General features: G+C 24.0%; 15 protein-coding genes. 11 read left to right on the top strand and 4 right to left on the bottom strand.

The genetic code is table 11. From position 1 onward, the window contains the following. Window positions 1-518: 518 nt before the first annotated feature. The 3 genes from ruvC to aspS all read right to left on the bottom strand — a co-directional run bounded on the left by ruvC (window position 519) and on the right by aspS (window position 3644). Window positions 519-1001 (bottom strand): crossover junction endodeoxyribonuclease RuvC, encoded by a 483-nt coding sequence (ruvC, locus tag TGUWTKB_RS02470; protein ID WP_052459567.1) that lies wholly within the window; start codon window positions 999-1001, stop codon window positions 519-521. 46 nt (window positions 1002-1047) lie between these two features. After that, window positions 1048-1770 carry a YebC/PmpR family DNA-binding transcriptional regulator gene (locus TGUWTKB_RS02465; protein ID WP_041063260.1) on the bottom strand — a complete coding sequence of 241 codons (723 nt, stop codon included), beginning with the start codon at window positions 1768-1770 and terminating at the stop codon, window positions 1048-1050. Between the two features lie 137 nt (window positions 1771-1907). After that, window positions 1908-3644: an aspartate--tRNA ligase gene (gene aspS / locus TGUWTKB_RS02460; RefSeq protein ID WP_041063257.1), complete on the bottom strand. Its 1737-nt coding sequence runs from the start codon at window positions 3642-3644 to the stop codon at window positions 1908-1910. A 1401-nt stretch (window positions 3645-5045) separates the two neighbouring features. Here aspS and argS point away from each other — a divergent pair. Beyond that, complete coding sequence (argS, locus tag TGUWTKB_RS02455) at window positions 5046-6770, top strand: arginine--tRNA ligase (RefSeq protein WP_041063255.1); 1725 nt, start codon at window positions 5046-5048, stop codon at window positions 6768-6770. A gap of 55 nt (window positions 6771-6825) precedes the next feature. Here the strand turns inward: argS and zwf are convergent, their stop codons facing one another. Continuing rightward, the gene (gene zwf, locus TGUWTKB_RS02450; RefSeq protein WP_041063252.1) at window positions 6826-8304 is read right to left on the bottom strand and encodes a glucose-6-phosphate dehydrogenase; all 1479 of its coding nucleotides are present in this window, start codon (window positions 8302-8304) and stop codon (window positions 6826-6828) included. Window positions 8305-8631: 327 nt separating this feature from the next. Between zwf and pyk the strand changes: the two genes are divergently transcribed. From pyk to hisIE, 10 genes are all read left to right on the top strand, one after another. Beyond that, a complete protein-coding gene (gene pyk / locus TGUWTKB_RS02445) occupies window positions 8632-10074 on the top strand; it encodes a pyruvate kinase (RefSeq protein WP_041063249.1) in 1443 nt (480 codons plus the stop codon). Between the two features lie 75 nt (window positions 10075-10149). Beyond that, window positions 10150-11106, top strand: a complete 957-nt coding sequence (ybiB, locus tag TGUWTKB_RS02440) for a DNA-binding protein YbiB (protein WP_052459566.1) — start codon at window positions 10150-10152, stop codon at window positions 11104-11106. Between the two features lie 769 nt (window positions 11107-11875). Continuing rightward, window positions 11876-12769 carry an ATP phosphoribosyltransferase gene (gene hisG / locus TGUWTKB_RS02435; RefSeq protein WP_041063246.1) on the top strand — a complete coding sequence of 298 codons (894 nt, stop codon included), beginning with the start codon at window positions 11876-11878 and terminating at the stop codon, window positions 12767-12769. Between the two features lie 3 nt (window positions 12770-12772). Then, complete coding sequence (hisD, locus tag TGUWTKB_RS02430) at window positions 12773-14062, top strand: histidinol dehydrogenase (protein WP_041063243.1); 1290 nt, start codon at window positions 12773-12775, stop codon at window positions 14060-14062. Between the two features lie 14 nt (window positions 14063-14076). After that, window positions 14077-15141, top strand: a complete 1065-nt coding sequence (gene hisC, locus TGUWTKB_RS02425) for a histidinol-phosphate transaminase (RefSeq protein ID WP_173402094.1) — start codon at window positions 14077-14079, stop codon at window positions 15139-15141. Further along, complete coding sequence (hisB, locus tag TGUWTKB_RS02420) at window positions 15138-16205, top strand: bifunctional histidinol-phosphatase/imidazoleglycerol-phosphate dehydratase HisB (RefSeq protein ID WP_041063240.1); 1068 nt, start codon at window positions 15138-15140, stop codon at window positions 16203-16205. Before hisC ends, hisB begins: the two co-directional genes overlap by 4 nt. Before the next feature lie 3 nt (window positions 16206-16208). Then, complete coding sequence (gene hisH, locus TGUWTKB_RS02415) at window positions 16209-16802, top strand: imidazole glycerol phosphate synthase subunit HisH (protein ID WP_041063237.1); 594 nt, start codon at window positions 16209-16211, stop codon at window positions 16800-16802. Continuing rightward, window positions 16799-17545, top strand: a complete 747-nt coding sequence (gene hisA / locus TGUWTKB_RS02410) for a 1-(5-phosphoribosyl)-5-[(5-phosphoribosylamino)methylideneamino]imidazole-4-carboxamide isomerase (protein WP_041063235.1) — start codon at window positions 16799-16801, stop codon at window positions 17543-17545. Before hisH ends, hisA begins: the two co-directional genes overlap by 4 nt. Further along, complete coding sequence (gene hisF / locus TGUWTKB_RS02405; protein WP_041063233.1) at window positions 17515-18291, top strand: imidazole glycerol phosphate synthase subunit HisF; 777 nt, start codon at window positions 17515-17517, stop codon at window positions 18289-18291. The genes hisA and hisF overlap by 31 nt, the downstream gene beginning before the upstream one ends. After that, window positions 18285-18911: a bifunctional phosphoribosyl-AMP cyclohydrolase/phosphoribosyl-ATP diphosphatase HisIE gene (gene hisIE / locus TGUWTKB_RS02400; protein WP_041063229.1), complete on the top strand. Its 627-nt coding sequence runs from the start codon at window positions 18285-18287 to the stop codon at window positions 18909-18911. The genes hisF and hisIE overlap by 7 nt, the downstream gene beginning before the upstream one ends. The last annotated feature ends 7 nt before the right edge of the window (window positions 18912-18918 follow it).

Raw genomic sequence — 18918 nt, 5'->3', positions numbered from 1 at the left:
ATGTAGTCATAGATATTCTTTAATATACAAGATTTTTTTACTTTTTAAAAAAGTTTTATTTTTTTCGTTTTCTATAATTTTTTTGAATTTTTTTATTTTAAAAAAATAATTATTTTACAATTTTTTGTCTATACTACTAAGTGATGCTAAAAAATTTACTTGTTTATTGTTTTTATAGCATCAAAAATTGTTTAATAGACATTTTAAAAAAATAAAAATTACTAATTCTGTTTCTATTCTATTAATCTTATTAATTTACAAAAAAGATAATATTTATTTTCATAACTAAATCCAAAAAACACTTATATATTTTTTTTTATTAGTAAATGAGTAAAAATAATAATTTTTTACTGATTTAAAATAAATATACAGATATAACATATATAAAATAACCTATACTATTTATAAAACAATTAGTTATTTATTGTTAATAACTTTTCTATAATTCTATTAATTATTTTTACTACTTTCTTTTAATAAAAGACAAAAATTTTTTATTTTATATAAATAAATCCTTATTAAGAAATAATATTTTTTTGATGAATATAATAATGAGTAATAGCAATAGCTAAGGCATCTGCAGCATCTTCTTGAATTTTTTGAGAAAGATTTAATAATATTTTTACCATGTTTTGGATTTGATGTTTATTAGCGTTTCCAGTTCCTGTTACGGTTTTTTTGATTTTTCGAACAGCATATTCAAAGACAGGAATTGATTGATTTGCAGCAGTAATGATTGCTACACCTCTTGCTTGACCTAATTTTAATGCAGATTTAACATTTTTTGATAAAAAAACTTCTTCAATTGCAAAATAATTTGGAGAAAACTGATTTACCACTTCAGTTAACATAACATAAATTTCTTGTAAACGAAATGCAAGATCTTTTTTGCTAGTACGAATATACCCACTATTAATATAACTGATACCTTTTTTAGTGCATTTAATAATACCATACCCAGTTATTTGTAAACCGGGATCAATTCCAATTATTGTAAACATAAATAACTTCTATAAAAATTTTTTAATATTTTTAAAATTTTTATTCTTAAATATTTATTTGACTATTATGATAAATCGCTTGTACATCTGAAAGATTTTTTAATAGCTGTATTAAATGTATTAATTTTTCTTCATTTTCTCGATTTATTGTTATTTTGACGAATGGTATCATGATAGTAGCAATTTTTTTTGGAATAATGTTGTTTTTATTAAGAATTTTTTTTGCTAAATTAATATTTTCCCAAGAAACATGAATATCAATTAAATTATTTTTTTGAAAAGAAATATTTTCTGATTTTATTTGTAAAGCAAGATCTAAAATATAATCTTCGCTTAAAATGGACTGAATTGATATTGTTCCTTTCTTTTGAAATAAATAACTTACAGAACCAGATGTTCCTAAATTTCCTCCAACGCGATTAAAAGAGTATCTTATTTCTGAAGCAATACGTTTATTATTATCACTGAAACAATCAACCATAATCGCTACGCCTCCTGGGCCATATCCTTCATATGTAAATTTTTTCATCAATATGTTATTATTTTTTAAATTACGAAAAACTGCTCTATCAATCGTTTCTTTTGTCATGTTTTGAGAAAGTGCTTTATCCATAGCTGTGCGTAAACGTGAATTGGAAGAAGGATCTGTTCCTCCTATCTTTGCTGCTGTTACTAATTCACGTATTATTCTTGTAAAAATTTTTCCTTTTTTTGCATCTTGTGATGCTTTTCTATGTTTTGTATTTGCCCATTTACTGTGTCCTGACATATTAGAGTCCATTTATATTTTGAAATTTTATTTTAAGTTTTTTGTATTATTTTAAATTTGCAATAAAAATATTACAGCTAATATAGATTTTCAGTACTATATTTTATTTAAAAAATTTATTTTATATGATAAAATAGCTATTTTAATAACTGTATAGATAATTCTTTTATAAAATCATTGTCTATAAAACTTGGAGCACCCGTCATTAAGCAAGAAGTAGACGTGGTTTTAGGAAATGCAATCACATCACGTATGTTGTCTGTGTCAGTAAGTAACATAATTAAACGGTCTAATCCAAAAGCAAAACCTGCATGAGGTGGAGTACCAAAATTTAAAGCATCTAAAAAAAAACCAAATTTTTCTTTTTGTTCTTCTTGTTTAATATTTAAAATATCAAAAACTAATTTTTGTATTTTTTGACAATGGATTCTTTTTGATCCTCCTCCTACTTCATTGCCATTAATAATCATATCATATGAATCAGATATTATATATTTATGTTTTTCTTTTATTTCTTTTATATCCTTATTATAAGGAGCTGTAAACGGATGATGAACAGAATATATTTTGTTATTTTCATCAAAGTTAAACATTGGAAAATTAATAACCCATAACGGCTTCCATTCACCACATGAAATTTTTAGTTCATTACCTGCTTTTTTTCTAATTGTTCCTAATACATCAGAAACTATTTCTGTATTATCTATGCATAAAAAAATTAAATCATCATCATTTGCATTTAATATAGTAATAATTTTTTCAAGAATATCATAATTAGAAAAAACTTTTATTTTTTTTTCTTTACTAAACCATTTCCATAAATTTGATGTTTTTCTTATCCATCCAAAATTTTTACTTTTAGATTCTAAAATAATTTTTTCATAGTTATCTAATTTTTTTCTGCTAATTTTTTTTCCTTTTGGAACACAAATTGCAGCTAAGCGTTGGTTATCTTTTTTTAATTTTAATAATTCTAAAAAATTTAAATTAAGATCTATAATCTCTATAGGATTACGTAAATCAGGATTATCACATCCATACCGTAACATAGATTCACGATATGTAAGAATAGGAAAAGTACCTAAATCAAAATTTTTAATTTTTGACCATAATTTTCGAACAATGTCTTCTGCTATTTTTCTAACTTCTGATGTTTTTACAAAAGACATTTCGAAATCAATTTGAGTAAATTCTGGTTGTCTATTTGAACGTAAATCTTCATCACGAAAACATTTAACTATTTGATAATAACGATCCAAACCAGATATCATAAGTAATTGTTTAAAAATTTGTGGGGATTGAGGTAACGAAAAAAACTTGTTTTTTTGAATTCTACTAGGAATTATATAATCTCTTGCACCTTCTGGTGTCATTTTTGTCAAAAATGGAGTTTCAATTTCAAAAAAATTATTTTTTTCCATATAATCACGTACATATCTAATAATTTTTGCACGTTTCTTTAAACGATCAATCATTTCTGGACGACGTAAATCAAGATAGCGATACTTTAAACGCATTTCTTCAGTATTATTATGATTATTATCTAAAGGGAGTGTTTCAGATGTATTAATTACTTTTAAATAAGTAGCTAATACTTCTATTTCCCCAGTAAACATTTTAGAGTTTTTGTTTTTGTTGTCACGTTTTTGTACAATTCCTTGAACTTTTACACAAAATTCTTTTCTTAAAATAGAAGCTAATTTAAAAATTTTTTTATTATGCATATCAAAAACTATTTGTAAAATACCTTCACGATCACGTAAATCTATAAATATCATTTTTCCTAAATTACGATGATTGTTCACCCATCCATATAATGTTACTTCTTTTTGAAGGTAAAATAAGTTGATTTTTCCACAATATTCTGTACGCATGTTTTTTCCACTTGATTAAAATTAAAATTCTTTATAAAAGTTATGTTATGTTAATATAAAATAGTTAGTCTTTTAATATAATAAAAAATATTTTTTATGGATTTATATAAATTTTTTTTAAAAAATTATATAACTTCATTTATTTATATAAGTGAACTTTTAAAATTACTTAATAAAATTTTAATTTTTTAAAAAAAAATATCTGTAAAATCGTGATATTTATATTTTATAGATTTATTAATTTAATAGAAAAAATATCATTGCATGAATAATTAACTATAATATATTAACAATATATCTTAGTGTTCTATCATCGTAGATGCTTTATTAATCTATGATTAACTAGAATATTAGCAGAAAAGTTTCTTTAAAATTGAAGTTATTGTTAATATTTAAAATATTTTTCTGATAACGCTATGATGATTATTTATAACAGAGTTAATATCACGCTATGTTTTTTTATAGTTAATCATTCATAATTTATATCAAATGAAAATTATAAACACTTAAAAAATTTAATTATAGGAAAAAATCTTCATTTATTAAAATAATATGTGTCATTTTTTAATTAATAATACTATATTAATAATTTTAAATTTTATTTTACAATTTATTAATGTTTTTTTATTTGAAGTTATTAAAAAATTTTAACAAGATTAATAGAAGAGAAAAGTTTTTCTAGAAATATAAAAAATAAATTTATACATTAATAATATATTATATATTTAAGAATAATCATAATTATATTTAATTTAAAGTTAAAAAAAAGCTTTTACATAAAATAATGTTTTTTTAAAAAATATAAAAAATCAAGAAACAACAAAAAAAATAAAACAAATATTGTGATATCTAATAAAAAATAAAAATTTGTCATTAAAAATTTCATCATGCATCAATTAACTTACTAAATTCATTTTTAATGAACAAAAAACTAAAAATATGCGATATAAACGATATATAAAAATTATATTAAAATTTTTAATATATGAAAAAAAAATACTATATTATTTATTTAGAATAAAAATTAACTCTAAATCGAAACCAAATTGGAAATATATCATTTACTAACCTTATACTTTTTTAAAAAAGTTTTAGAAATTCAGTGTAACAATAAATGTTGTATCTACAGAATAATCAATTTAGATCAAAAAATTAGTTAAGCTATCTATTTTAGATTTATATTCATATATAATTATACACACATTTCAGATTCTATTAGCTGCAATAAAGTAATTGATAGTTTCAAGATTTTATAAGCATAAAAATAAATATCAAAAAAACTCTAAAATAAAAAATTTTAAAAACTGTTATTATGTTTTATAATGTTTTAAGCGAAAAAATAAAAATCACTGAAATATCTTATGAATTATAAATTCTATAAAAATAGAATAAGGTTAATTTTTGAATACTCATGCATTTATATCAAACAAAGTTCGTGAAGCAATGACTTCTATTAACATTCCGGAAGATTTTGACCCGCAAGTTAAACAAACTAATAGAATAAAATTTGGACATTATCAAGTTAATGGCATTATTTCAATAGCAAAAAAATTAAAGAAGTCATCTTTTTCATTAGCTAATGAATTAATTTTAAAAATTGATTTGCAAGGAATAGCAAAAAATATTACGGTTATAAAACCTGGATTTATTAACATTTATTTAGATGAAAATTGGTTATCTATACAACTTGAAAAAATTTTTTGTTCTTCTCGTTTATCAATTAATGTTGTAAAAAAACCACAAACTATTGTAATAGATTATTCATCTCCTAATTTAGCTAAAGAAATGCATGTAGGACACTTGCGATCTACAATTATTGGAGATTCTTCTGCAAGAATATTAGAATTTTTAGGTCATAAAGTTATAAGAATGAATCATGTAGGAGATTGGGGTAATCAATTTGGCATGCTCATTGCCTATATAATAAAAAAAAAAATACAAGATATATCTTTAATTAATTTAGAAAAAATTTACAAAAAATCAAAAATATTATACGAACAAGATATTAATTTTAATAGTGAATCAAGAAATTGTTTAAAACAATTACAAAGCGGTAATGTCTTACACAAAAAAATATGGAAAAAAATAGTAAAAGTTTCATTAAACAATAATCAAAAAATTTATAATCGTTTAAATGTTTCCCTGAAAGATCAACATGTTCTTGGAGAAAGTTTTTATCATAACGATTTATCTAAAATTGTAAAAGATTTAAAAGAAAAAAAATTAGCTGAAGAAAGTGAAGGAGCTATCGTTGTTTTCTTAAAAGAATATATAAATAAAAATGGACAACCTTTTGGAGTAATTATTCAAAAAAAGGATGGAGGTTTTTTATATACTACCATTGATATTGCTTGTTTAAAATATAGATATGAAACATTAAAAGCAGATCGTATTTTATATTATATAGATGCACGTCAGCACTTACATCTAATGCAAGTTTTTAATATTGCTCTTAAAGCAAATTATATCACTGCTGATCTTCAATTAGAACATCATGCTTTTGGTATGATATTAAATGATAATAAACAACCTTTCAAAACACGCAGCGGAAACACAATTAAATTAATTGATTTATTAAACGAAGGGTATAAAAAAGCGTTTAAATTAATACAAATGAAAAATCCTTGTATGAAAGATCTAGAAAAACAAAAGTTAGCTGAAATAATTAGTATTAGTGCCATCAAATATGCAGATCTTTCAAGAAATAGAACACATGATTATATTTTTAATTGGGATCTAATGTTATCTTTTGAAGGAAATACTGCTCCTTATATACAATATGCATATACTCGTATATTATCTATTTTAAAAAAATCTTTTGTTAAAAATCATGAAATTAATAACAAAATAATCATTAGTAATACATATGAAATGCAATTAGCAATTTGCTTATTACAGTTTGAAGAAACTATAGAAAAAACAGCATTTTTAGGAACCCCTCACTTAATTTGCACATATCTTTATAAAATATCTGGATTGTTTTCCATATTCTATGAAAATTGTCCTATTATTAATAACAAAAAAATGAATATTAAAAAAAGTCGTTTAAAACTAGCAATCATTACTGCAAAAATAATTAAACTTGGTTTAGACTTATTAGGAATTCAAACTATAAAACATATGTAGTAATATATAATTGTTATTACTAAAAAATATCTTATTTCCTTCTGTATATTTATAGTTAAATGTTCAAATGCCATCCAAAACCATCACGCTCAATAATTTTTCTTGAAGAATATGGACCCCATGTACCTGCAGGATATGGTTCAATTTTACTTCTTTTTATTTTCCATGCATAAATAATTGAATCTATCCATTCCCAAGCTAATTCTACTTCATCTCTACGAACAAATAAATTTTGTAAACCTTGCATTACATCTAATAAGAGACGTTCATAAGCGTCTATTAAGCATGATTCTTTAACATCTTTAAAATAATTTAAACTCATTTTCATAGGTTTTAAATTATATTTATGATTAATACCAGGAGTTTTATTCAAAAACTCAAAATCAATACCTTCATTTGGTTGTAATCTAATAATCAGTTTATTTTTAGCTAAAACAGGATATAAATCTTTAAAAATATTTATTTTAGGTTGTTTAAAATAAATAACTATCTCTGAATATTTTTTAGGTAAACGTTTTCCTGTTCTTAAATAAAAAGGTACACCACTCCATCTCCAATTATCAATATCTACACGTATTGCAACAAATGTTTCAGTATCACTTTTTGATATTTGAGCATCACTTTCTTCTAAGTACCCTACAACTTTTTTACCATTTAATACACCAGCAGAATATTGTCCTCTTGAAGTATTGAGATCAATATTTTTACAATCTATTCGACGTAAAGAATTCAACACTTTTACTTTTTCATCTCGTATACTATCAGCGTTTAAATTTGCAGGAGTAGACATTGCAATTATTGTCAAAATTTGCAATAAATGATTTTGAACCATATCACGAGTTTGCCCTACATGATTAAAATAGTTCCATCGTCCTTCAATTCCTACTTCTTCTGCAACTGTAATTTGTATATGATCAATAATATTTTTATTCCAGTTATTCATAAAAATAGAATTAGAAAATCGTAAAGCTAACAAATTTAATACTGTTTCTTTTCCTAAATAATGATCAATACGAAATATTTGACTTTCTTCAAAAAACTTTCCAACACTATTATTAATATCTTGTGAAGTTTTTAATGATAAACCTAAAGGTTTTTCTATTACAATACATGCTGGTTTTGCATTCAAAGAAGCAGTTCCCAATCCTTTACAAATAGCTCCAAAAGTATCAGGAGGCATAGCAAAATAATTAATAGTATGACGATTTTTTTGATCCAGTAATTTTTTTAATTGATAAAATTTATTAGTATCATTTACATCAAGATTTAAAAAACAAAAACGATCAGTCAGTTTTTGTAAAATTTTTTGATCTATTTTTGTTGAAGAAAAATCTAAAATAGATTTTTTAACGATATCTATATATTTTTCTTTATTCCATTGCGCACGTCCCACACCAATAATTCGAGTGTCTTTATGGATTTGTTCTAATTTTTCTAATCTGTATAATGAAGGTAATAATTTACGTCTAGCAAGATCTCCTTTTGTTCCAAAAATTACTAAATCACAAGCTTTAAAAGATTTTATTATTGACATTATTTTTTCCTTAAAAAATAACAAATTTTTATTTTTAATAATTTATATGAAATAGATCATGTTAATATTAAAATAATTTTTTTTAAATTTTTATAAAGAAATGATTTTTTATCATTTATAAAAACCGTATAATTTTGTTTTACTTTTTTTAAATTTATATAAATTTAAATATTAAAAAAAATAAATGCAAATACTTTTAAAAAATAGCGAATAATTTTATTTTTTTTAATTATATTAAATATTAAAAGTTTATGAGAACATTTATTTCATTTTTATAAAATAAATAATTAAAAAATATTAACATTATTTGTTAAAACAGGAATTTTTATGCTAAAACGTTTTAGAAGAACAAAAATTGTAACAACTCTCGGTCCTACAACAGATTCTAATAATAATCTTGAAAAAATTATTAAAGCAGGGGCAAATGTTGTAAGAATAAATTTCTCTCATGGAGAAAAAGATGATTATTATCGTTATGTTAAGAAAGTGAGAAACATTGCTAAAAAAAATGAAATTTATATTGCAATTTTAGGGGATTTGCAGGGCCCAAAAATAAGAATTTCTAGTTTTAAAACAGGAAAAATATATTTAAAGAACGGAAATCAGTTTATTATTGATCCAAGTATTAATTCTATAGAAGGAAACGAAAACACTGTTGGAACAGACTATCAAGATTTACCACAAGATTTAAAAAAAGATGATGTTTTATTATTAGATGATGGTCGTATCCAACTCAAAGTTATAAAAATTGAAAATAAAAAAGTTTTTACAAAAGTAAAGGTGGGTGGTTTTTTGTCTAACAAAAAAGGAATTAATAAATTAGGAGGTGGTTTGTCCGCAGAAGCATTAACAGAAAAAGATAAAAAAGATATTATTACTGCGGCTAAAATTGGAGTAGATTATTTAGCAATATCTTTTCCTAGATCAAGCAACGATTTAAATCGTGCTCGTTATTTAATTAATCAAGCAGGTTGTTTTGCAAAAATTATTGCGAAAATAGAAAGAGCTGAAGTAGTTTCGAGTCAAAAAGCAATAGATGATATTATTTTAGCATCAGACGCTATTATGGTAGCACGCGGAGATTTAGGTGTAGAAATTGGAGATCCGGAATTAATTGGCATACAAAAAACATTAATTAGTCGAGCACGTCAATTTAACCGAGTTATAATAACTGCAACGCAAATGATGGAATCTATGATTGCTAATCCTACTCCTACTAGAGCAGAAGTTATGGATGTAGCTAATGCTGTTTTAGATGGTACTGATGCAGTTATGTTATCAGCAGAAACTGCCACAGGAGAATATCCATATGAAACTGTGTCTTTAATGTCTAAAGTCTGTTTTGGAGCAGAAAAGATACCAAAAATAAATATTTCAAAACATAGATTAAACATTACGTTTAAAACAGTTGAAGAAGCAACTGCTATGTCAGCAATGTATACTGCTAATCATTTGCAAGGAATTTCTGCAATTATTACTATGACTGAATCTGGAAAAACAGCTTTAATGACATCCAGAATTACTTCTGGATTACCAATTTTTGCTCTTTCTCGTCATGAAAAAACGTTAAATGCAGTGACATTATATAGAGGAGTGATACCTGTTTTTTTTGATAATCATGATGATGGTTTAATTGCCGCAAAAAAAGCTGTGCATTTATTATATAAAAAAAACTTTTTAAGATTTGGTGATTTAGTAATTGTTACACAAGGTGATGTTATGGGTACTACTGGAACTACTAACATTAATAGAATATTAAGTGTAAGTTAACGCTAAAAAATAATGTAATTAAATAATATAAATATTATTGATGTTTTTTATAAAAATTTTAATAAAAATTAAACAATGAATATCCAAAAGATTATAAAAAAAATTATCCGTAAAAAAAATGATTATAGTATGACGTTTAACGATTCAAAAAAACTTTATCAATGTATTCTAGAAAATAAAATTGCAGATTTAGAATTAGGAACTTTATTACTTGCTATACGTTCAAAAGGAGAAAGTATAAAAGAATTACATGGTTTTTATTGTGCTATGCAAGAAAAGATATCTTGTTTTCGCATTAAAACTAAAAATATTGTAGCTATTATTCCAAGTTATAATGGTGCGAGACGTCAATGTAATTTAACTCCTTTACTAGCAATTTTATTAAATAAATTAGATTTTCCTGTCTTAGTACATGGAGTTACTGAAGATCCAACAAGAATAATTAGTAAAGATATATTTAAATATTTTCAAATATTTCCAACTAGTGATTTTTTAGTAGCAGAAAAAAAAATAAATAATCATGAATTAGTTTTTATGCCTATTGAAAACTTATGCAAATCTATAGCTAATCAGGTATCTTTACGTTGGCGTACTAATATGAGAAACAGTTCACATATTTTAGCAAAATTAATTTATCCTTTTAATATAAATCAAGCTATACGATTTGTTAGTGTTTCTCATCCTAAATATTTTAATTTAATAAAAATGTTATTTAGAAAAACTAATGAATCAGTACTTTTAACATATGGAAATGAAGGTGAAGTTTCTATTCATCCAAACAAGTCACAAAAAATTACTTTTATTTATGGAAATAAGTTTGAAAAAATTTTTTTTTATGATTATAAAGAAAAAAAAACTTTATTGCCATCTAAAAACATTCAAGAGACAATATCTTGGATGAAAAAAATTATAAAAAAATTGTTACCAATGCCTCCTTCTATTCGTTTTCAAATTGCTAGTTATTGTGTAGCTAGTAAAGTATGTTCTTCTTTTGAAGAAGCGTTTTTAAAAATAAAAAAAAAAGGATATTGAGAGAAGTTATTTACTTATTTTTTTATTTTAATAATGATATTTAAAATTTTAAATTAAACGTATTTAATTTTTTTATACTGACGAAGTTTTTTCTAAAAATTACATTTATTTAAAATAATCTGCGTTTGATTTTTTTAAAGAATCTGTATAAATATTATTATCTCTTATTAAAGAGAGGTATTATTTTAGTGAACTAAATAATATATTTAAATTGATTATTAATAAAATTAACTATTACTTTTGGAGTTGTTAATATTTCAAATCTTTTTTTCTAAAAAAAATAATACATCACGTATAAAAAAATTATTTAAAGAAGATAAAAATGATTGTTAACAATAATTAATTGAATATTTTTTAGATATATTATGGAATAATTTTTTTAATGTTAAATGTATTTGCTGTATACAATTTGTAAGAAATAATTTTATTTTTTTAGAATGTAATCATTTTTTTTATATCGTTTACCTATGCTTATAATATTTTTTTGATTTTTTGCTATGTAATTATAAATTATTCATAACATATAACATATATTAATATATTGTTTACTATAAAAACTTTATAGTTTTTATAGTAAAATTATGCGTACAAGTAATATATTTTATTAATATTCTTATATATAAATTTTTAAAAATTTATATATAAATATCTTTTCATTTATAACAACATATAAAAGTTTTACTTAAAATTTTTCATAAATAACCCTCTTAAAATTTTTAATGAGGGTTTTCTTTTTTTTAATTATAAATGACCAAAAAAAGGAAAAATAATGTTAAGTAATCGTTTAAGAATAGCTATACAAAAATCTGGTCGATTGAGTAACGATTCATGTGAATTATTAATAAGATGTGGAATTAAAATTAATTTAAAACAACGTTTAATTACTTTTTCTGAAAATATGCCTATTGATATTATGTGGGTTCGTGATGATGATATCCCAGGATTAGTTATAGATAAAGTAATTGATCTTGGTATTATTGGTGAAAACGTTTTAGAAGAAGAATATTTAACGCGTAAATCTAGAGGAGAAAATCCATTTTTTTCAACTTTATTACGATTAGATTTTGGAAAATGTCGTTTATCTATTGCTATTCCTATTCATCAAAATTATGAAGGATTAGAATATTTAAATAATACCCGGATAGCAACTTCTTATCCTCATATTTTAAAGAAATATTTTAATAAACATGGGTTATCTTTTAAATCTTGTTTATTAAATGGTTCAGTAGAAGTAGCTCCTAGAGCAGGTTTAGCAGATGTTGTTTGCGATTTAGTATCTACTGGAGCAACTTTAGAAGCAAATGGATTAAAAGAAGTAGAAGTAGTTTATAAATCAAAAGCAGTACTCATTCAACGTCATGGCCCAATATCAAAAAAAAAACAAGAATTAATAAAAAAAATAATTATGCGAATTAATAGTGTAATAAAAGCACGTGAATCAAAATACATTATGTTGCATATACCAGCTAAAAATTTACAAAAAGTTATTAATTTATTACCAGGAGCAGAACGGCCTACTGTTTCATCACTAGCAGGCGATAATAATCGTGTTGCAATGCATGTAGTAAGTAGAGAAACAATTTTTTGGGATACAATGGAAAAACTAAAATCTTTAGGTGCTAGTTCTATTTTAGTATTACCAATTGAAAAAATGATGGAGTAAAAAATGAATGATTTTAATTCAATAGTTTTTTGGAAAAATTGTAATCAAGAAAAAAAACAAAATATCTTATTAAGACCAGCGATATCTGTTTCAAAGAAAATTAGTAAAAAAGTTGCTGATATTATAGAAACAGTTAAAAAATATGGAGATGATGCGTTAATAAAATTTAATAGTAAATTTGATAACTTTCATGAAAAAAATTTGCGTATTAATCCAAAAAAGATTAGTTATTCTAAAAATTTTTTAAATAAATCAATAAAAGATGCTCTATTGGTAGCAATGGAAAATATAAAAAAATTTCATATGGCCCAAAAAATTTCTCCTATAAGTATCGAAATAAAACCTGGAATTATTTGTGAACAATTTTTTCGTCCAATAGAATCAGTTGGAATTTATATACCTAATGGTTCAGCACCACTATTTTCTACAGTTTTAATGTTAGCAATACCTGCTAAAATTGCAGGATGTAAAAAAATTTTATTATGTTCACCACCTCCAATTGGTAATGAAATACTATATGCATGTGAAATGTGTGGCATAAAAGATATTTTTCAAATAGGTGGAGCTCATTCTATTGCTGCTTTAGCTTTTGGTACAAAATCTGTTTATAAAGTAGAAAAAATATTTGGACCCGGTAACATATGGGTTACTGAAGCTAAAAAACAAGTGAATTATCAATTCGATGGCCCGGCTATTGATTTTTTTGCAGGTCCATCAGAACTATTAATTATTGCAGATTCTAATGCTAGACCTGACTTTATTGCTGCTGATTTGTTATCTCAAGCAGAACATGGTGAAACATCACAAGTATTGTTATTAACACCTTCATTTTCATTAGCTTCTTCTGTATTAAAAGAAATAAAAAAGCAAATTATTTTTTTGCCTCGTTCTTTAATTGCTAAAAAAGCGTTAAAAAATAGTTTGTTAATAATCACATCTTCTTTACAAGAATGTATAAATATCTCTAATCAGTATGGTCCAGAGCATTTAAGTATTCAAACTAGTTGCCCCCGTGATTTATTAAAAGAGGTAAAAAACGCAGGATCTGTTTTTCTTGGAAAATGGTCCCCAGAATCTGCAGGAGACTATGCTTCTGGTACTAATCATGTGCTACCTACTTATGGTCAAACTGCTACTCATTCTAGTATTGGTTTACTTGATTTTCAGAAACGTATTACCGTCCAAGAATTAACAAAAAAAGGTTTACATAAACTTTCTTCTACTATTGAATGTTTAGCTCTTGCAGAAAAATTAGAAGCTCACAAAAACGCTATTACTTTACGTTTATCTTAATTTTATATATAAATATGAATATAAAAAAAATTATAAGAAAAAATATAGATTTATTAATTCCATACGAATCGGCACGTAGTTTAGGTAACCAAGGTAAAGTTTTTTTAAACGCGAATGAATTACCTTTTTCTTTTGTTTTTTGTAATAAACATTTAAATCGTTATCCTGAATGTCAACCAAAAATATTAATTCAATATTATGCTGATTACGTCAATCTTAACACAAATCAAATTCTTGTAACACGAGGAGCAGATGAAGGTATTCAACTTTTGATGACTGCTTTCTGTGAACCAAAAAAAGATTGTATTATTATCTGTCCTCCTACTTATGGTATGTATTATGTTTCTGCGCAAATAATTGGTATTAAATGTCATTTAATTAACCTTTTACCTAATTGGCAATTAAATATTTTAGAAATTATGAAAAAAATTAATAATACTAAGATAATTTACATATGTCGTCCGAATAACCCAACTGGAAATGTATTTTCTTTTAATGATATTAATAAATTATTACGAATGACTAAAAATAAATTATTAATAGTAATTGATGAAGCTTATATCGAATTTTGTAAAAATGAAACGTTAGTGAAATTAATGGAAAAATACTCTCATTTAGTTATTTTAAGAACTCTTTCAAAAGCTTTTGGTCTAGCTAGTATAAGATGTGGTTTCGTTTTAGCCAATACTTTAATAATTAATAGTTTATTAAAAGTTATAGCTCCCTATCCAATATCAACAATAGTTACGGATATTGCAATACAAGGATTAAGTAAATCAAAACTATCTGTTATGAAAAAAAATATTTTTTCTATAAATAAAAATAAAGAGTGGTTAATTAACAATTTAAAAACATGTCCATTAGTAAAAAAAGTGTTTCCAAGTAAAACTAATTATATATTAGTACGTTTTTTACAATCACAAGCAATTTTTCGATTTCTTTTAAACAAAGGAATAGTTTTACGGAATCAAAATAGTTATATAGATTTATCAGAATGTTTACGTATTACTATTGGCAGTTATAAAGAATGTAAAAATTTGCTACATGTATTGAATAGTTTTCCAATGGAGAGTATATGAAGCAAAAAATAGTTTTTCTTGATAGAGATGGAACAATTATTTTTGAACCATTAACAGATTTTAAAGTAGATAAAATAGAAAAAATACAGTTTGAACCTGATGTTATTAACACTTTATCTTATCTTTATAAAAAAAAATATAAATTAGTTATAGTTTCAAATCAAGATGGTTTAGGTAAAAAAGGTTTTTCAAAAAAAAATTTCTATAAAACTAACGACTTTATAATAAAAATATTAAACTCTCAAAATATTTTTTTTGAATCAGTATTAATTTGTCCTCATTTAGAGAAAGACAATTGTAGTTGTCGTAAACCAAAAACTAAAATGATTACATCATGGTTACAAGGAAAAAAAATTGATAAAGAAAAAAGTATGGTGATTGGTGATCGTTTAAGCGATATGGAATTAGCAAAAAATATGAATATTTTAGGAATACTTTATAACCGAAAAACTAAAAATTGGAAAAATATTAAATATTTATTAAGCAAAGTAAATCGTTATGCATGTATACATCGTATTTCAAATGAAACAGATATACTTGTCAAAATATGGTTGGATCGTCAAGAAAAAAATGAATTAAATACAGGTATTAGTTTTTTTGATCATATGCTTGAACAAATTGCTGTACATGGTGGTTTTAGGATAAAAATAAAAGCAAAAGGAGATCTTCATATTGATGACCATCATACTATTGAAGATACTGGTATTACACTTGGTAAAACTTTATTAAAAGCTTTAAATAAAAAAAAAGGGATAGGAAGATATGGTTTTGTGTTACCTATGGATGAATCTTTAGCAAAATGTGTTTTAGATATATCTGGACGTTCTTATTTTAAATTTTATGCAAACTTTCGTTTTAGACTTATTCATAATTTTAGTGTTGATATGGTCGAACATTTTTTTCGTTCTTTATCAAATTCAATGGGTATTACTTTACATATGGAAGCAAAGGGTAAAAACGATCATCATATTGCTGAAAGTTTATTTAAATCTTTTGGACGTACTTTAAGACAAGCAATTGTAATAAATGACAAAATATTACCTAGTTCAAAAGGTACTTTATAATTTATGAAAATAGTTATTATCAATACTGGTTGCGCAAATATTTTTTCTTTAAAGATTGCAATAAAAAGATTAGGTTATCAACCTATTATTACTAATAATAAAAAAATCATAGAACAATCAGATAAAATTTTTTTACCGGGTGTAGGAACTTCAAAAAGTGCAATGAGTTTTTTGAATAAAAAAAAAATAGTTAAATTAATAAAAAATTATGATCGTCCTGTTCTTGGTATTTGTCTTGGAATGCAACTATTAGGCAAAAATAGTGAAGAAAGTCCTGGTATTTTAAATTTAAATATTATTGAAGAATCAAGCAAACTAATAAATACGAAAAAACTGCCTTTGCCTCACATGGGATGGAATAAAATAAAAATTTTAAAAGAAAATAATCTTTTCTATGATGTAGATCAAGAATCTTATTTTTATTTTTTACATAGTTATGCAATGTCAATTAACGAAAACACAATATCTAGTGTTTTTTATGATGGATACTTTTCTGCAGCAATACAAAAAAATAACTTTTTTGGAGTTCAATTTCATCCAGAACGTTCTGGTAAAGCTGGTGAGAAATTGTTAAAAAATTTTTTGGAGATTATATGATTATTCCTGCTTTGGATTTATTAGACGGTAAAATAGTGCGTTTATATCAGGGTGATTATAAAAAACCGACCTATTATCAAAATCATCCATTTTTTTATATGAATATGTATAAGGAAAAAGGTGCAAAAATGATTCATTTAGTTGATTTAAATGGAGCAAATAATAGCAAGAATCAATTACCTTTAATAAAAGAATTAATAAAAAGCATCAAAATACCAATACAAATAGGCGGAGGTATTCGTTCAATTAAAGATATTTATACACTATTTAAAATAGGGATAAATCGTGTAGTTATTGGTTCCAGTGTTATTCATAACAAAAAAGATGTTAAAATTTGGATTAATGAATTTGGCGCAGACAAAATTGTTTTCGCAATTGATATTATTGTAAACGCTTCTAATAAAAAATTAGTAGCTATTAATGGATGGAAAAAATTGACTCAAATAACTTTAGAAGAAGTAATTTCTTGGTTTGATGTTATTAAAATAAAACATATGATTTGTACTGATATTTTACGTGATGGAACATTTTTAGGCCCTAATATTGATTTATATAAAGAAATTTTAAAAAAGTTTCCTTATATTATATTACAAGCTTCAGGAGGTGTATATTCTTTAAGAAATGTTAAAGATTTATGTAAATCTCATATAAATAGCGTAATAATTGGGCGTGCTTTTTTAGAAAATAAATTTACATATGAAGAGGCAATTAAATGTTGGCAAAAAGAATCATTCCATGTTTAGACGTAAAAGATGGAAAAGTAATAAAAGGAATACAATTTATAAATCATAAAGTTGTTGGTGATATTATAGATTTAGTTAAAAGATACGTAAAAGAAGGTGCAGATGAATTAGTTTTTTATGATATCACTGCTTCTAGTAATAAAAAAAAGGTTAATAAAAAATGGATTGCTGAAATAGCAGATGTTATTAATATTCCTTTTTGTGTTGCAGGAGGAATTAAGACTGTTGATGATGCAGAAGAGATTCTTTATTTTGGTGCTGATAAAATTTCAATTAATTCACCTGCATTATCTGATCCTAAATTAATTAATCGTCTATCAAAAAAGTTTGGGAAACAATGTATTGTAGTAGGAATAGATGCATGGTTTGATGAAAGTACACAAGATTATTATGTAAAGAAATATACAGGGAATATATCTAAAACATGCATAACAAAATGGAATCTTTTCAAATGGATTAAAAAAGTTCAAAAATTAGGAGCTGGAGAAATTGTTTTAAACGCTATTAACCAAGATGGTATGAAACAAGGATATAATATATTCTTATTTAGAAAAATACGAGAAATTTGCAAAGTTCCATTAATTGCTTCAGGTGGTGCTGGAAATATGCAACATTTTTTAGAAGTATTTAATATTTCTAAAGTTGATGGAGCTTTAGCAGCTTCAATATTTCATAGTAAAATTGTTAATATTTATTCTTTAAAAAAATTTTTAATCAAAAATAATGTAGAGATACGTTTATGTTAAATACGCAAGAAATAAATAGCTTAGATTGGATCAAAACAAATGGATTAATTCCAGCAATTATACAAGATAAAATATCAGGTCAAATTTTAATGCATGGTTATATGAATAAAATTGCTGTTAAAAATACTGTGACTACTAAAAAAGTAACGTTTTTTTCTAGAACAAAAAAATCTATTTGGATTAAAGGAGAAAAATCTGGAAATTTTTTATATGTGGTTGATGTTTTATTAGATTGCGATAAAGATACTTTATTAATTTTAGTAAATCCAGTTAAATATTCTTGTCATCTTGATGAGATCAGTTGTTTTTCATCAAAAAAAAATAAAACATTTTTATATGATTTAGAAGAATTAATTTCTTTAAAAAAAAATGATTCTTTGATTTCTTCATATACTACTGAACTTTATTCTCAAGGGACAAAACGTATTGCACAAAAAGTTGCAGAAGAAGGTATAGAGACTGCACTAGCAGCAGTTGTTAATGATAATAACGAGTTAATTAATGAAGCATCTGATTTAATATATCATTTACTTGTATTGTTACAAGAAAAAAATATAAATTTTAATATGATTATTAAAAACTTATTTAAAAGATATAAAAAAAATAAAATTAACTATTAATTTTTTA

The sequence above is a fragment of the Candidatus Tachikawaea gelatinosa genome, assembly GCF_000828815.1.
Lineage (GTDB): Bacteria > Pseudomonadota > Gammaproteobacteria > Enterobacterales > Enterobacteriaceae > Tachikawaea > Tachikawaea gelatinosa.
Note: the sequence above shows the minus strand (reverse complement) of the source record. Positions and strands in the feature narration are given on the sequence as shown.

Coding starts and splice junctions, on each gene's coding strand:
- ruvC (WP_052459567.1), bottom strand. CDS start 1,001: ATGTTTACAATAATTGGAATTGATCCCGGTTTACAAATAACTGGGTAT.
- TGUWTKB_RS02465 (WP_041063260.1), bottom strand. CDS start 1,770: ATGTCAGGACACAGTAAATGGGCAAATACAAAACATAGAAAAGCATCA.
- aspS (WP_041063257.1), bottom strand. CDS start 3,644: ATGCGTACAGAATATTGTGGAAAAATCAACTTATTTTACCTTCAAAAA.
- zwf (WP_041063252.1), bottom strand. CDS start 8,304: ATGTCAATAATAAAATCTTTTAAAGCTTGTGATTTAGTAATTTTTGGA.
- pyk (WP_041063249.1), top strand. CDS start 8,632: ATGCTAAAACGTTTTAGAAGAACAAAAATTGTAACAACTCTCGGTCCT.
- ybiB (WP_052459566.1), top strand. CDS start 10,150: ATGAATATCCAAAAGATTATAAAAAAAATTATCCGTAAAAAAAATGAT.
- hisG (WP_041063246.1), top strand. CDS start 11,876: ATGTTAAGTAATCGTTTAAGAATAGCTATACAAAAATCTGGTCGATTG.
- hisD (WP_041063243.1), top strand. CDS start 12,773: ATGAATGATTTTAATTCAATAGTTTTTTGGAAAAATTGTAATCAAGAA.
- hisC (WP_173402094.1), top strand. CDS start 14,077: ATGAATATAAAAAAAATTATAAGAAAAAATATAGATTTATTAATTCCA.
- hisB (WP_041063240.1), top strand. CDS start 15,138: ATGAAGCAAAAAATAGTTTTTCTTGATAGAGATGGAACAATTATTTTT.
- hisH (WP_041063237.1), top strand. CDS start 16,209: ATGAAAATAGTTATTATCAATACTGGTTGCGCAAATATTTTTTCTTTA.
- hisA (WP_041063235.1), top strand. CDS start 16,799: ATGATTATTCCTGCTTTGGATTTATTAGACGGTAAAATAGTGCGTTTA.
- hisF (WP_041063233.1), top strand. CDS start 17,515: ATGTTGGCAAAAAGAATCATTCCATGTTTAGACGTAAAAGATGGAAAA.
- hisIE (WP_041063229.1), top strand. CDS start 18,285: ATGTTAAATACGCAAGAAATAAATAGCTTAGATTGGATCAAAACAAAT.